We start from the raw sequence: 14662 nt of genomic DNA on the forward strand, positions 1-14662 counted from the left end.
TCTACATCGCTTTCCGAGACCGTCAACACCCTCGATGGAAAAATTTCGACGGTGTTTTGTTGCGGAATCTTCGCCGACAGGGCCTGTCGTCGAAGGGGCGAGCATGATAGCGCCCCGCGGCGTTCGTGGGAAGGGTCTGCGTGCAGTTTCTTCCAGGCAATGGAGCGCCGAGGGCCGTGGAACGGCCTCGCCGCACCATCGCGCAGAGGGTTGGCCTGCATCAGGATCCCGCAGCACCACGCGAAAACAGCGGCCGCGCCGGACAGGTCTCCGGCAACAGCGCCACGGCGCGCGTGGGCGGAGTCGCGAGCGCCGGTTCAGGCAGCAAGCCGACTCGATAGGGGATGAAATCTTCCGGGCGCATGCGTTCGAACGCGTCCCAGTCATCTTCGAAGGGAATGAACCGCAGCATGGGATGCTCCTGATCCGGCGCGCACCATCCGTGCGCGAGTTCATCAGAGCAGTCGGCGCGGCCAGTTCGCCGGCAGGGTCTGGCCGTTTGCGGGCGCAACGCTGCGCTTAGTCGATCTCGATCATCTCGAAGTCGTCCTTGGTCGTGCCGCAATCCGGGCAGGTCCAGGTCTCGGGTACGTCTTCCCAGCGCGTGCCTGCCGGGATGCCCTCGTCGGGGACGCCCTGCGATTCATCGTAGATGTAGCCGCATACGACGCACATCCATTTGCGCGTGGCAGCGGCACCGGGGGAACTCTGGCTCATGGTCGGGCTTCTTCGGATGACTGGGAATAGGACATTCTCGCAACTCGACCGACAATGCGAAAGCACGACAATGATCCGGCCATCTTCACGCCACTCGGAAATCCGCCCATGAAACACCCCACTACGCTCGCACAACGTGGCCTGTACGCGATCACCAACGGACCGCGCCCCGACCTGCTCGACGTGGTGGCACAGGCGCTGGCCGGCGGCGCACGGCTGCTGCAATATCTGGACGAGGAGCCCGGCGATGTGCGCCGCCACGCCGAGGCCACGGCGATCGCGCAATTGTGCCGGCGGCATGCGGTGCCGCTGATCATCCACGAGGACGCGGCGCTGGCGCAGGCCGTCGGTGCCGATGGCGTGCATCTGGCGCACTCGGTCGACACAATCCGCACGGCCCGCGAACGCCTTGGCCCAACCGCCATCATCGGCGTCGCCTGTCGCGACTCGCTCGCCGACGCGCGCAGCGCGGCACAGGCCGGCGCCAGTTACGTATCGTTCGGTGCGATGTATCCGTCGCCGACCAAGCCGCAGGCAACGATCGCCCCGGTGGATCTGCTGAGGCAAAGCGCCGCGCTGGGCGTGGCACGGGTGGCGATCGGCGGCATCACGCCGGACAATGCTGCCTTGCTGATCGAGGCCGGCGCCGATTACGTGGCTTCGATTTCCTCCCTGTTCGCTGCGCCCGACGTGCGCGACGCGGCTCAGCGTTTCGCCCGGCTGTTTCCCTCGCCCAATCCTTGAGAATCCGATGACGACCAACCACGAACTGTTCCAGCGCGCCCTTCCGTTGTTGCCCGGCGGCGTGAATTCGCCGGTGCGCGCATTCAAGTCGGTCGGCGGCGAACCGTTCTTTACCGCCCGCGCCGATGGCGCGTATCTGTGGGATGTCGAAGGGACGCGCTACATCGACTATGTCGGCTCGTGGGGCCCGATGATCGTCGGCCACAACCATCCCGCCGTGCGCGAGGCGGTGGAACGCGCGGTGCGTGACGGCCTTTCCTTCGGCACGCCGTGCGCAGCCGAAGTGGTGATGGCCGAAACGATCACGCGGTTGATCCCGTCGATCGAGATGGTGCGCATGGTCAATTCCGGCACCGAGGCGACCATGTCGGCGATCCGGCTCGCCCGCGGCGCCACCGGCCGCAGCAAGATCGTGAAGTTCGAGGGCTGCTACCACGGCCACGGCGACAGCTTCCTGGTCAAGGCCGGCTCCGGTGCGCTGACCTTCGGCGTGCCGACCTCGCCGGGCGTGCCGAAGGCAAATGCGGATCTCACGCTCACCCTGCCGTACAACGACCTCGCTGCCGCGCAGGCGCTGTTCGCCGAACTGGGCGACGAGATCGCCGGGCTGATCATCGAGCCGGTTGCCGGCAACATGAACTGCATCCCGCCGGTGGACGGCTATCTGCAAGGCCTGCGCGAACTGTGCACACGACATGGTGCCGTGCTGATCTTCGACGAGGTGATGACCGGTTTCCGGGTGGCGCTGGGCGGCGCGCAGGCGCATTACGGCGTCATGCCGGACCTCACCACGTTCGGCAAGATCATCGGCGGCGGCATGCCGGTCGGCGCCTACGGCGGCCGCAGGGACCTGATGGAGCAGATTGCTCCGTCGGGCCCGATCTACCAGGCCGGCACGCTCAGCGGCAATCCGGTGGCGATGGCCGCGGGCCTGGCGATGCTGGAGCTGATCCAGGCGCCCGGCTTCCATGATCGTCTGGCCGCGCGCACGCGTCTGCTCTGCGACGGCCTGCAATCGGTCGCCGACGGCGAGGGCGTGGCGTTCAGCACGAACCGCGTGGGCGGCATGTTCGGCCTGTTCTTCAGCGCCGGGCGAGTGAACAGCTACGCGCAGGCCACGGCCGCCGACGTTGCGCTGTTCAATCGCTTTTTCCACGGCATGCTGAAGCGCGGCGTGTATCTGGCGCCTTCCGCTTTCGAGGCGGGGTTCATGTCCAGCGCACACAGCGACCAGGACATCGCCGATACGCTGGAGGCTGCACGCGGCGCCCTGCGCGACGCGCGCGGCTGATTCACCAGCTGCCGGTGTTGGGCATGGACGCCCACGGTTCGCGCGGCGGCAAGTGGCCTTCCTGCAGCAGTTCGACGGAAACCAGGTCGGGCGAACGCACGAACGCCATGTGGCCGTCGCGCGGCGGGCGATGGATGGTGTAACCCATGTCCAGCAACCGCTGGCAGGTGGCGTAGATGTCCTCCACCCGGAAGGCGAGGTGGCCGAAATTGCGCGCGCTGCCGTAATCCTCGGTGGAACCCCAGTTGTACGTCAGCTCGATTTCCGCCTCGGGGCTGTCCGGCGCAGCCAGGAATACCAGGGTGAACTGGCCCTGGGCGTTTTCCATGCGGCGTACTTCACGCAGACCCAGACCTTCGCAGTAGAAGCGCAGCGAGGCATCGATGTCGCGCACGCGCACCATGGTGTGCAGATATTTCATGGTCCACTCCTGTCTGTCGCGGGTTTCCCGCCTGCGACGAAATCGTTCAACGCGTGGTGCAGGCGGGAAAGGCCTTCGGCCAGTTCCTCGTCGGTGATGGACAACGGCGGCACGAAGCGCAGCACGTCCGCGCCGGCCTGCAACAGCAGCAAGCCGCGAGCCGCGGCGTGGTCGAGGATGTCGCCGGCCCTGCCCTTGTAAGCATCCGCCAGCACGGCACCGATCATCAGGCCACGCCCGCGCACTTCGTCGAACAGTGCCAGTTGCTGGTTGATCCGGGCCAGGCCCGCGCGCAAATCGTTGGCCTGGCGCTCGACGTTGGCAAGGATCGCCGGCGAGGCCAGCTTGGCCAGCGCCACGCGCGCCACCGCGGCGGCCATCGGATTGCCGCCGAAGGTGGTGCCGTGCGACCCGTACTGCATCGTGTCGGCCACTTTCGGTCCCGCCAGCATGGCGCCGATGGGGAAACCGCAGCCCAGGGCCTTGGCCAGGGTGACGACGTCCGGCTTGACCTGGCCATGCGCGAACAGCTCGCCGGTGCGGCCCATGCCGCACTGGATTTCGTCCAGCACGAGCAAGGCGTCGTGCTCGTCGCACAGCTCGCGCACGCGTTCGAGGAAACCCGGCGCCGCCGGCACCACACCGCCTTCGCCCTGGATGGGCTCCAGCATCACGGCGGCAATGCCGCCGGCCTCGAAGGCCAGTTCCAGCGCTGCCGCGTCGTTGTAGTCGAGGTAGCGAAAGCCGGCAGGCAGCGGCTCGTATCCGGCCTGGTATTTCGGCTGCGCCGTCGCGGTCACCGTGGCCAGCGTGCGACCGTGGAAGGAACCCTTGAAGGTGACGATGATGCGTCGCTCCGCCGGGCGCCCCTGCGCGGCCGCCCAGCGGCGCACCAGCTTGATCGCCGCCTCGTTCGCCTCCGCACCGGAGTTGCACAGGAATACGCGCTCGGCGAAACCCGAAGCCACGACCAGTTCCTCGGCCAGGCGCAGCGGCGGCTCGGTGTAGAACACGTTGCTGGCGTGCCACAGCTTGTGCGCCTGAGTGGCCAGCGCAGCGAGCAGATCCGGGTCCTGGTGTCCCAGCGAGTTCACCGCGATGCCGGCGCCGAAGTCGATGTAGTCGCGGCCCTGCGTGTCCCACACGCGCGACCCGCGACCGTGATCGAGCACCAGCTCGCGCGGCTTGTAGACCGGCAGCCAGTAACGCTTGCCGAGGTCCAGCAGTTCCTGTTCGGGCGAGCTCATGAGCGCTCCAGGAACAGGTCCGGCAACAACTCGGCGCCGGGCTCGACGGCGTACTGGTCGAAATCGGTCACGCCGGTTTCGCGCAGCACTTCGTCGTCGATCGCGAAATGGCCGGTGTAGTCGCGGGCCGGCCGGGTCAGGATGGCGTGGGCGGCATCGGCCACGATCTCCGGACGGCGGCACTGCCCGGCGGTGACGCCGTCGATCATCGCAATCGCGGCGGTGGCGATTACCGTGCGCGGCCACAGCGCGTTGACCGCGATGCCGAGCGGGGCGAACTCGGCGCTCATGCCCAGCACGCACAGGCTCATGCCCATCTTGGCGATGGTGTAGGCGACATGCGGGGCGAACCATTTCGGATCGAGGCTGGGCGGCGGCGACAGCATCAGCACATGCGGGTTGGTCGCTTTCTTCAGGTACGGCAGGCAGGCCTGGGTGACCAGGAAGGTGCCGCGGGTGTTGACCTGGTGCATCAGGTCGAAGCGCTTCATCGGCGTGCCTTCGGTGCCGGCCAGCCAGATCGCGCTGGCGTTGTTGACCACGATGTCGATGCCGCCGAAATGCTCCGCCGCCCGCGCCGCCGCGGCGACCACCTCGGCCTCCTCGCGGATGTCCACCTGCAGCGCCAGCGCACGACCGCCCGCCGCTTCGATGTCGGCCGCAGCGGTGTGGATGGTGCCGGGCAGCTTGGGATTGGGCACCGCGCTCTTGGCCGCGATCACGATGTTGGCGCCGTCGCGTGCGGCCCGGCGCGCAATCGCCAGGCCGATGCCGCGCGAGGCGCCGGTGATGAACAAGGTCTTGCCAGCGAGCGAACTCATGCGAATCGACTCCGTGGGATGAACGTCCAGTGTAGCCGGGCCGCTCACGCCTTCTGGAAGCGCGGCAGGATGTCGCGCAGCTCGGCCAGGCGCTGCAACGGATCGGTCAACTCCAGCATGCGCTGTTGTTCGCCGGTGTCCAGCGGCAGCAGTTCGGCCAGGCGAAAACCCAGCCAGCTGGCATCTTCGTAGTCGCTGCGTGCGGCATGCCGCCAATGCGGCGCCATCGTCTCGATCAGTCGTTCGAGGATGCTCTGCAGCAGGGCGAACTCCACCGGCACCTCCTGCACCGGCTCGCCGGGCCAGCGTTCGGCGTTGCCGCGCAACTGGCCATCGGCGCGCGCGCGGCTGCGCGAAACGCGAAAGCGCGCACCCCCTTCGGCCACGATGCCGAGCAGGCCGTTCTCGTCGCGCTGGAAATCGCTGATGCGCGCCAACGTGCCGATCGCCGCCGGCACGGCCGGCTCGCCAGTCTCGCGCCCGGCCAGGATCAGGCACACGCCGAACGGGCTGCCGTCACGGCAGCATTCGCGCACCAGATCCAGATAACGCGGCTCGAAGATGCGCAGGTGCAGCCGCCCACCGGGAAACAGCACGGAGGAGAGCGGGAACAGCGGGATGTCGAGCAGCTCGGATTTGACGGCCATCGGCCGAGTGTACCCAGTGCCCACCACGACGGTCTGCGCCCAGCATCAGGCGCCGCGCAAACGCTCGACGAAGCGCCGCGGCGCAGCCTCGAAACCGCCGTTGGACATGAACACCACCTGGTCGCCCGGCCGCACCTGCCGACCCAACTCGGCGATCAGCGCGTCGACGGTCGGCACCGCGGCGCCGCGGCCGCCGAGGGCTGCCGTCACCGCACCGGCGTCCCACGGCAACTCGGCACGCTGGAGGATCAACACGCCATCGGCGTCGGCCAGCGACGGCGCCAGCGCCTCCGCATGCGCGCCCTGCCGCATCGAGTTGGAACGCGGCTCCAGCGCCACCAGAATGCGCGCGTCGCCGACCTTCGCGCGCAGCCCGGCCAGGGTGGTGGCGATCGCGGTGGGGTGATGGGCAAAGTCGTCGTACACGCGCACGCCATTCACTTCGCCGACCAGTTCCATCCGTCGCTTCACGCTCTCGAAGTTGGCGAACGCCGGCAGCAGCGCACGCGGATCGGCGCCGGCGGCCGTCGCCGCGGCCAGCGCGGCCAGCGCGTTCATCACGCTGTGCTGGCCCAGCAGCGGCCAGCGCACCTCGCCGAGCCGCTCGCCGCCGCGATGCACCGCGAAGGCCGAGCCGTCCGCCTCGATCAGCGTGGCCTGCCAGTCGCCGCGGCCGATGCCGAAGGTTTCCACCGGCGTCCAGCAGCCCATCGTCAGCACCTCGGCGAGGCGCTCGTCGTGCGCATTGACGATCAGCCGGCCGTTGCCCGGCACGGTGCGCACCAGGTGATGGAACTGGCGCTGGATCGCGGCCACGTCGGGGAAGATGTCCGCGTGGTCGTACTCGAGGTTGTTGAGGATCGCGATGCGCGGGCGGTAGTGCACGAACTTCGAGCGCTTGTCGAAGAACGCGGTGTCGTACTCGTCCGCTTCAATCACAAATGGCGCCGCCACCGGCGGCACGACACTCCCTTCTCCCGCCGGCGACCCTTGGGGAGTCCCCTCGCGGGTGAGAAGGTGGCGCGCAGCGCCGGATGAGGGTCCGGGGCTTGCGTGTCCCGATGTGCTCCCCAGCCTCGCCGACACCCCGAAATTCCCCGGCACGCCACCGACCAGAAACCCCGGCGCCATCCCCGCACTCTCCAGCAAATGCGCCAGCAGGCTGGTGGTGGTGGTCTTGCCGTGGGTGCCGGCCACCGCCAGCACGTCGCGCTCGGCCAGCACCGTCTCGCCCAGCCACTGCGGGCCGGAGACGTAGCGCAGGCGCGCATCGAGCAGGTACTCGACGGCCGGATTGCCGCGCGTCATCGCATTGCCGACCACGACCAGATCGGGTGCCGGCTGCAGGTGTTCGGCGGCGTAGCCGCTCATCAGGCCGATGCCGAGCGCCTCCAGCTGGGTGCTCATCGGCGGGTAGACGTTGGCGTCGGAACCTTCGACCGCGTGGCCCAGTTCGCGCGCGAGCGCGGCGACGCCGCCCATGAAGGTGCCGCAGATGCCGAGGATGTGCAGACGCATGCCGAGCGACTCCGTGAAATCCGCTCCGCCGGAGCGGGAAGCGCTCAGCCGTTCGCGGCGGCAGCTTCGTTCTGCAGCGCGCGCTCGATCCGCGCGGTGACCTCGGCCAGCTCGCCGACGCCGTCCACCACCTGCAGCTTGCCGCGGCCGGCGTAGAAATCCGCCACCGGCGCGGTCTGCTCGGCATAGATGGCCAGGCGCTTGCGCACGGTGTCCGGGTTGTCGTCGGCGCGGCCCTCCGCCTTGAAGCGGATTTCGCAGCGGCCGATGATCGCCTGGTTCGGCACCTCCAGCTTCACCACCGCGTCCAGCGGCTGGCCGAGCTTGGCCAGCAGGTGGTCGAGCGCGTCGGCCTGGGCCAGGTTGCGCGGGTAGCCGTCGAGGATGAAGCCGGCCTTCGCGTCGGCCTGGGCCAGGCGCTCTTCCAGCATGCCGAGCAGGATGTCGTCGGAGACCAGCTGGCCGGCGTCCATCACCGCCTTGGCCTTGAGCCCCATCGCGGTGCCCGCGGCGACGGCGGCGCGCAGCATGTCGCCGGTCGAGATATGCGGAACGCCCAGCGCCGTTTTCAGCCGGGCCGCCTGCGTACCTTTGCCCGAACCGGGCGCGCCAAGTAGGACGAGTCGCATAATACTCCACGAGTTCGGCGGGCCGCCGCACGCTGCAGCAGCCCGCCCGATGCACGAAATTGCCGTCAAATTAGCCGCTGCACCGGGTGCCGTCAAACAGCGACCTTCGTCGCATCCGGCCAAGTATTTGTTGCATAAAAAGATTTGCCGGCACCGTTGCCACGCTTCCACTGCCCTATCGAGGATCCCATGAGCCCGAGCCGCCGTTCCCCCGCCGTCACCGGCAACCTGCTGTACGCCCAGTCCGGCGGCGTCACCGCGGTGATCAACGCCACCGCCGCCGGCGTGATCGAGGCCGCCCGCGGCAAGGGCGTGAAGGTGTACGCCGCGCGCAACGGCATCCTCGGCGCGCTGCGCGAGGAGCTGATCGACACCTCGAAGGAATCGGCCGCCGCGATCGCCGCGCTGCGCCACACCCCCGGCGGCGCGTTCGGTTCGTGCCGCTACAAGCTGAAATCGCTGGAGGACAACCGCGGCGAATACGAGCGGCTGATCGAGGTGTTCCGCGCCCACGACATCCGCTGGTTCCTCTACAACGGCGGCAACGATTCGGCCGACACCGCGCTGAAACTCTCGCAGATCGGCAAGACGCTCGGCTACGACATCCGCTGCATCGGCGTGCCGAAGACGGTGGACAACGACCTCGCCGTCACCGACTGCTGCCCGGGCTTCGGCTCGGTGGCGAAGTACACCGCGATCTCCACGCTGGAAGCCAGCCTCGACGTGGCCTCGATGGCCGAGACCTCGACCAAGGTGTTCATCCTCGAAGTGATGGGCCGCCACGCCGGCTGGATCGCCGCCGCGGCGGGCCTCGCCGGCGACGATGCGGACGCGGCACCTCACCTCATCCTGTTCCCCGAGAACGCGTTCGACGAGGCGGCGTTCCTGGCCAAGGTGCAAGCCACCGTCGAACGGGTGGGCTGGTGCACCGTGGTCGCCTCCGAAGGCGTGCGCAACGCGGCCGGCCAGTTCCTCGCCGAGGCCGGCACGCGCGACGCGTTCGGCCACAGCCAGCTCGGCGGCGTGGCGCCGGTGCTGGCCGCGCTGGTGAAGGAAAAGCTCGGCTACAAATACCACTGGGCGCTGCCGGACTACCTGCAGCGCTCGGCGCGGCATGCCGCCTCGCAGGTCGACGCCGAGCAGGCGTACGCCGTGGGCAAGGCCGCGGTCGACTACGCGTTGGCCGGGATGAACGCGGTGATGCCGGTGATCGTGCGCACGTCCGACGCGCCGTACCGCTGGAAGATCGCGCCCGCGCCGCTGGCGAAGATCGCCAACCGCGAGAAGAAGATGCCGAAGAACTTCATCAGCCGCGACGGCTTCGGCATCACCGCCGCCGCCCGCCGCTACCTCGCCCCGCTGATCCGCGGCGAGGCGCCGTTGCCCTACGGCAAGGATGGCCTGCCGCGCTACGTGCGGCTGAAGAACACGGCGGTGACGAAGAAGCTGGCGGCATTCGGGCGCTGAACTCCACGGCTTCCGTGACCGGCGTCACCGTGCTGAGCGCCACCTGAAAACCGGGGCGCCCGCATAGGCTTGCGTTCAGCCGCAGCTTCTTACGCTCCATCCTGCCCGGGTCGATCGCCGTGCCGTTACGGCCACGACCCTCCACGGGAGGAGACTTGAGATGAAACTCATCCACCGCCTGCTCATCGCCCTCGCCCTGCTCGGCACCGGCAGCATCGCGCTGGCCGCTCCCGGCCCCGGTCCGGGCGACCACGGCCGATACGACCACGACCGGGGTCACGACCGGGGTCACGACCGTGGCCACGACCGCCGCCATGACGACCGCCGCTGGCACGACGACCGCCGCCACGGCGACTGGCGCCGGCATGATGACCGCCGCTATGGCTACGGACACCGCGATTACCGCTACGCCGGCCCGCGCTATTACCCGGTGCGCCACCATCGCTGGGAACGCGGCCACCGCTACTACGGTCCGACCTACGTCGTGCGCGATTACCGCTACTACCGCCTGCGCCCGCCGCCGCGCGGCTACCACTGGGTGCGCGCGGACAACGACTACCTGCTGGTCGCAATCGCCACCGGCATCATCCTGGACTACGCCCTGCGCTGAGTCCGCACCAGGCTGACCGATCCGGGGGCCGTGCATCCGTGCACGGCCCTTTTCGCTGATGGACGGCGCTGCGCCGCACAACGGCCTGCGCCGTCGCCTCTGCCTATACTCCCCGGGACCGCCCGTTCCGGACGGCCACTTACAACCCATGGGGAGGCTCCGATGCTGCAGCAGTATGGCTGGTGGATCGTCGTTGCGTGTGCGGTGGTGGCGGTTCTGTATGGCGCGCTGTCCGCGCGCTGGATCCTGGCGAAATCGCCGGGCAACGAACGGATGCAGGAGATCGCCGCGGCCATCCAGGAAGGCGCACGCGCCTACCTCAACCGCCAGTACACCACCATCGGCCTGGTCGGCGTGGTGTTGCTGCTGCTGATCGGTTTCTTCCTCAACTGGCCGACCGCGATCGGCTTCCTGCTCGGCGCGATCCTGTCCGGGGCGGCCGGCTACATCGGCATGAACGTCTCGGTGCGCGCCAACGTGCGCACCGCCGAGGCGGCGCGCAGCGGACTCGGTGCGGCGATGGACGTGGCGTTCCGCGGCGGCGCGATCACCGGCATGCTGGTGGTCGGACTGGCCCTGCTCGGCGTGGCCGGCTACTGGCTGGTGCTCGGCCACTTCGGCGTCACCGGCGAGACCGCACTGCACGCGCTGGTCGGACTGGCCTTCGGCAGCTCGCTGATCTCGATCTTCGCGCGCCTGGGTGGCGGCATCTTCACCAAGGGCGCGGACGTCGGCGCCGACCTGGTCGGCAAGGTGGAGGCCGGCATCCCCGAGGACGACCCGCGCAACCCGGCGGTGATCGCCGACAACGTGGGCGACAACGTGGGCGACTGCGCCGGCATGGCGGCCGACCTGTTCGAGACCTACGCGGTGACGGTGATCGCCACCATGCTGCTGGCCGGTCTCACCTTCGCCGACAACCTCGCTGCCGTGCTGTACCCGCTGCTGCTCGGCGGCGTGTCGATCATCGCCTCGATCATCGCCACCTTCTTCGTCCGGGTGAAGGCCGGTGGCTCGATCATGGGCGCGCTGTACAAGGGCGTGATCGTGTCGGCGCTGCTCTCGGCGGTCGCGTTCTGGTTCGTCACCGGCAGCCTGCTGCCGCAGGGCCTGGCCGCCGGCGACGGCAGCGTCATTTCCAGCCACGCGTTGTTCCACTGCGCGCTGATCGGGCTGGTGCTGACCGGCCTGATCGTGTGGATCACCGAGTACTACACCGGCACGCAGTACAAGCCGGTGCAACACATCGCGGCGGCCTCGACCACCGGCCACGGCACCAACATCATCGCCGGCCTCGGCGTGTCGATGAAGGCGACCGCGATGCCGGTGATCGTGATCTGCGCGGCGATCTGGGGTGCCTACAGCCAGGGCGGCCTGTACGGCATCGCGATCGCCGCCACCGCCATGCTGTCGATGGCCGGCATGATCGTGGCGCTGGACGCCTACGGCCCGATCACCGACAACGCCGGCGGCATCGCCGAGATGGCCGACCTGCCGCCGGAAGTGCGCGGCGTCACCGATCCGCTGGACGCGGTCGGCAACACCACCAAGGCGGTGACCAAGGGCTACGCGATCGGCTCGGCCGCGCTGGCCGCGCTGGTGCTGTTCGCCGACTACACGCACAACCTCGACGTCGCCGCCCAGGCCAAGGCATTGGCCGCGGGCACGGCGTATTCCCCGCTGACCTTCGACCTGTCCGACCACATGGTGATCATCGGCCTGCTGATCGGCGGCCTGATCCCCTACCTGTTCGGCGCGATGGCGATGGAGGCCGTCGGCCGCGCCGCCGGCGCGGTGGTGGAGGAAGTGCGCCGCCAGTTCCGCGACATCCCCGGCATCATGCAGGGCACCGGCAAGCCGGAGTACTCGCGCGCGGTGGACATGCTGACCAAGTCGGCGATCCGCGAGATGATCGTGCCGTCGCTGCTGCCGGTGGCGGTGCCGATCGTGGTCGGCCTGCTGCTGGGGCCGAAGGCGCTCGGTGGCGTGCTGATCGGCACCATCGTCACCGGCCTGTTCGTGGCAATCTCGATGACCACCGGCGGCGGCGCCTGGGACAACGCCAAGAAGTACATCGAGGACGGCCACCACGGCGGCAAGGGCTCCGAGGCGCACAAGGCCGCGGTCACCGGCGACACCGTGGGCGACCCGTACAAGGACACCGCCGGCCCGGCGGTGAACCCGCTGATCAAGATCATCAACATCGTGGCGCTGCTGATGATCCCGCTGCTGTAACCGAAGCCATCCCATCCGGCTCGACGAAAATCCCGCTGCGGCGGGATTTTCGTTCGCCGCCACCGGCGCCCGACGGCCAGCGGCCGCATGGGATCCGCTCGATCGCCGGCAATTCCGCGCTCGCCCCCAAAGGAGAAACCTCATGCGACTGGTCTGGCTCACCCTGGCACTCGGCGTCACACTGGCGGGCATGAATCCTGCCGACGCCAGCGATACCCCAACCGCGAAAACCCCTGCCGACCAGGCCGCCACCGACGATCCCTGGCTGTGGCTCGAAGACATCCACGGCACCCGCTCGATGGAATGGGTGAAACAGGAGAACGCGCGCACGCAGGCGCGCTTCGCCAGCGACGCCAGCTTCGACAAGACACGCGACGCGATCCTGCAGGTACTCGACTCGGACGCACGCATTCCCTACGTCAACCGCATGGGCGGCGAGCTGTACAACTTCTGGCGCGACAAGACCCACCCGCGCGGCGTCTGGCGCCGCACCACCCTGGCCGAATACCGCAAGGCCGAGCCGAAATGGGAGGTGCTGCTGGACATCGACGCGCTGAACAAGGCCGAGGGCAAGCGCTGGGTGTTCAAGGGCGTGCAATGCCTCAAGCCGGCGTTCGAACGCTGCCTGGTGTCGCTGTCGCCCGACGGCGGCGACGCGGTGGCGGTGCGCGAGTTCAGCATCCCGAAGAAGGCCTTCGTGAAGGGCGGCTTCGAGCTGCCGGTGGCCAAGAGCGATGTCGGCTGGATCGACGAGGACACCATTTACGTGGGCACCGACTTCGGCCCCGGTTCGATGACCGCCTCCAGCTATCCGCGCATCGTCAAGGAGTGGAAGCGCGGCACGCCGCTGTCGGCCGCCGCGACCGTGCACGAGGGCAAGCACGACGACCTCGCGGTCAGTGCGTTCCACGACCGCACGCCGGGTTACGAGCGCGACTTCGTGTCGGTGGCCAAGGATTTCTTCCACAGCGAGCTGTTCCTGCGCCACGGCGGCAAACTGACACGCCTCGACGTGCCCACCGACGCCGATGCCAACGCCCACCGCGAATGGCTGCTGGTGCAGACGCGCTCACCATGGACGGTCGGCGGCGCCACCTATCCCTCAGGAGCGCTGCTGGCCATCCGCTTCGACGACTTCATCGCCGGCAAGCGCGAGTTCACCGTGCTGTTCAAGCCCGACCAGCACACCGCGCTGTCCAGCTACGCCTGGACCCGCAACCACCTGATCCTCGACGTGCTGGATGACGTCAAGAGTCGGCTGGAAGTGCTCACTCCGCCGCGGATGGCGGGCGCCGACGACGGCTGGCATCCCGAGGTGCTGCCGGGTGCACCGGCGCTCAGCACGGTCAGCGTGGTCGACACCGACCCCGACCACAGCGACGAGTACTGGCTCGACGTGGCCGGCTTCCTCACCCCCGCATCGCTCGAACGCGGCGTGCTGGGCAGCACGCCGGCGGAGACGATCAAGCAGGAGCCGGCGTTCTTCGACGCGTCGAAGTTCACCGTCAGCCAGCACTTCGTGACCTCGAAGGACGGCACCCGCGTACCGTATTTCGAGATCGCGCCCAAGGGCATCAAGCTGGATGGCGCCAACCGCACCCTGCTGTACGGCTACGGCGGCTTCGAAGTGTCGCTGCTGCCGCACTACAGCGGCAGCATCGGCCGCGCCTGGCTCGATCGCGGCGGCGTCTACGTGGTAGCCAACATCCGCGGCGGCGGCGAGTACGGCCCGCGCTGGCACAAGGCGGCGCTGAAGGCGAACCGCCCGCGCGCGTACGAGGATTTCGCCGCCGTCGCGCAGGACCTGATCAAGCGCGGCGTCACCTCGCCCGGGCACCTGGGCGCCGAAGGCGGCAGCAACGGTGGCCTGCTGATGGGCAACATGCTCACCATGTATCCGCAGTTGTTCGGCGCGATCGCCTGCGAAGTGCCGCTGCTGGACATGAAGCGCTATTCGCACCTCTCCGCCGGCGCGTCGTGGATGGCCGAATACGGCAACCCGGACACCGCCGACTGGAACTTCATCAAGACCTTCTCGCCGTACCAGAACGTGAAAAAAGACGGCCACTATCCGCCGGTGCTGTTCTACACCGCCACCAGCGACGACCGCGTGGGTCCGGTGCAGGCGCGCAAGATGGCCGCGAAGATGCAGGCGCAAGGCCACCCCGACGTGTGGTTCTACGAGAACCTCGAAGGCGGCCACGGCGCCGGCGCGGACAACCAGCAGTCCGCCCACATGCACGCGATGGCCTACGACTTCCTGTGGGATCAGCTGAAGTAGCGGTGACCGCCGCACGCTCGCGCGGGCGTGCGGC

Annotated in this window: 14 protein-coding genes; 6 read left to right on the forward strand and 8 right to left on the reverse strand. The window is 68.6% G+C overall.

Annotated features, from left to right (window positions below; genetic code table 11):
* Positions 1–220: 220 nt before the first annotated feature.
* The gene (locus ACVCL9_RS11545; protein ID WP_447098020.1) at positions 221–412 is read right to left on the reverse strand and encodes a hypothetical protein; all 192 of its coding nucleotides are present in this window, start codon (positions 410–412) and stop codon (positions 221–223) included.
* 107 nt (positions 413–519) lie between these two features.
* On the reverse strand, positions 520–717 hold the full coding sequence (locus ACVCL9_RS11550) for a rubredoxin (protein WP_395120258.1): 198 nt from the start codon (positions 715–717) through the stop codon (positions 520–522).
* A gap of 108 nt (positions 718–825) precedes the next feature.
* Here ACVCL9_RS11550 and thiE point away from each other — a divergent pair, with 108 nt between their 5' ends.
* Positions 826–1461, forward strand: a complete 636-nt coding sequence (thiE, locus tag ACVCL9_RS11555) for a thiamine phosphate synthase (RefSeq protein WP_447098019.1) — start codon at positions 826–828, stop codon at positions 1459–1461.
* Between the two features lie 7 nt (positions 1462–1468).
* Positions 1469–2752, forward strand: coding sequence for a glutamate-1-semialdehyde 2,1-aminomutase (gene hemL, locus ACVCL9_RS11560; RefSeq protein ID WP_447098018.1), 1284 nt, complete (start codon positions 1469–1471; stop codon positions 2750–2752).
* A 1-nt stretch (position 2753) separates the two neighbouring features.
* Here hemL and ACVCL9_RS11565 read toward each other — a convergent pair whose 3' ends face one another.
* The 6 genes from ACVCL9_RS11565 to ACVCL9_RS11590 are packed head-to-tail and all read right to left on the reverse strand — an operon-like array spanning position 2754 to position 8035.
* Positions 2754–3173 (reverse strand): VOC family protein, encoded by a 420-nt coding sequence (locus tag ACVCL9_RS11565; RefSeq protein ID WP_447098017.1) that lies wholly within the window; start codon positions 3171–3173, stop codon positions 2754–2756.
* A complete protein-coding gene (locus ACVCL9_RS11570; RefSeq protein ID WP_447098016.1) occupies positions 3170–4420 on the reverse strand; it encodes an acetylornithine/succinylornithine family transaminase in 1251 nt (416 codons plus the stop codon). The genes ACVCL9_RS11565 and ACVCL9_RS11570 overlap by 4 nt, the downstream gene beginning before the upstream one ends.
* On the reverse strand, positions 4417–5241 hold the full coding sequence (locus ACVCL9_RS11575; protein WP_447098015.1) for an SDR family oxidoreductase: 825 nt from the start codon (positions 5239–5241) through the stop codon (positions 4417–4419). The genes ACVCL9_RS11570 and ACVCL9_RS11575 overlap by 4 nt, the downstream gene beginning before the upstream one ends.
* 44 nt (positions 5242–5285) lie before the next feature.
* Positions 5286–5888, reverse strand: coding sequence for an LON peptidase substrate-binding domain-containing protein (locus tag ACVCL9_RS11580; RefSeq protein WP_395120264.1), 603 nt, complete (start codon positions 5886–5888; stop codon positions 5286–5288).
* A gap of 45 nt (positions 5889–5933) precedes the next feature.
* Entirely contained in the window at positions 5934–7406 is a 1473-nt protein-coding gene (gene mpl / locus ACVCL9_RS11585; RefSeq protein WP_447098014.1) for a UDP-N-acetylmuramate:L-alanyl-gamma-D-glutamyl-meso-diaminopimelate ligase, read from the reverse strand.
* A gap of 44 nt (positions 7407–7450) precedes the next feature.
* Complete coding sequence (locus tag ACVCL9_RS11590; RefSeq protein WP_027484899.1) at positions 7451–8035, reverse strand: adenylate kinase; 585 nt, start codon at positions 8033–8035, stop codon at positions 7451–7453.
* A 189-nt stretch (positions 8036–8224) separates the two neighbouring features.
* Between ACVCL9_RS11590 and ACVCL9_RS11595 the strand changes: the two genes are divergently transcribed.
* From ACVCL9_RS11595 to ACVCL9_RS11610, 4 genes are all read left to right on the forward strand, one after another.
* Complete coding sequence (locus ACVCL9_RS11595) at positions 8225–9502, forward strand: 6-phosphofructokinase (RefSeq protein WP_395120266.1); 1278 nt, start codon at positions 8225–8227, stop codon at positions 9500–9502.
* Positions 9503–9662: 160 nt separating this feature from the next.
* Entirely contained in the window at positions 9663–10112 is a 450-nt protein-coding gene (locus ACVCL9_RS11600; RefSeq protein ID WP_447098013.1) for an RcnB family protein, read from the forward strand.
* A gap of 162 nt (positions 10113–10274) precedes the next feature.
* Positions 10275–12347 (forward strand): sodium-translocating pyrophosphatase, encoded by a 2073-nt coding sequence (locus tag ACVCL9_RS11605; RefSeq protein WP_447098012.1) that lies wholly within the window; start codon positions 10275–10277, stop codon positions 12345–12347.
* Positions 12348–12537: 190 nt separating this feature from the next.
* Positions 12538–14628, forward strand: coding sequence for a prolyl oligopeptidase family serine peptidase (locus ACVCL9_RS11610; protein WP_447099520.1), 2091 nt, complete (start codon positions 12538–12540; stop codon positions 14626–14628).
* The last annotated feature ends 34 nt before the right edge of the window (positions 14629–14662 follow it).

Source organism: Rhodanobacter sp. UC4438_H5 (assembly GCF_052978405.1).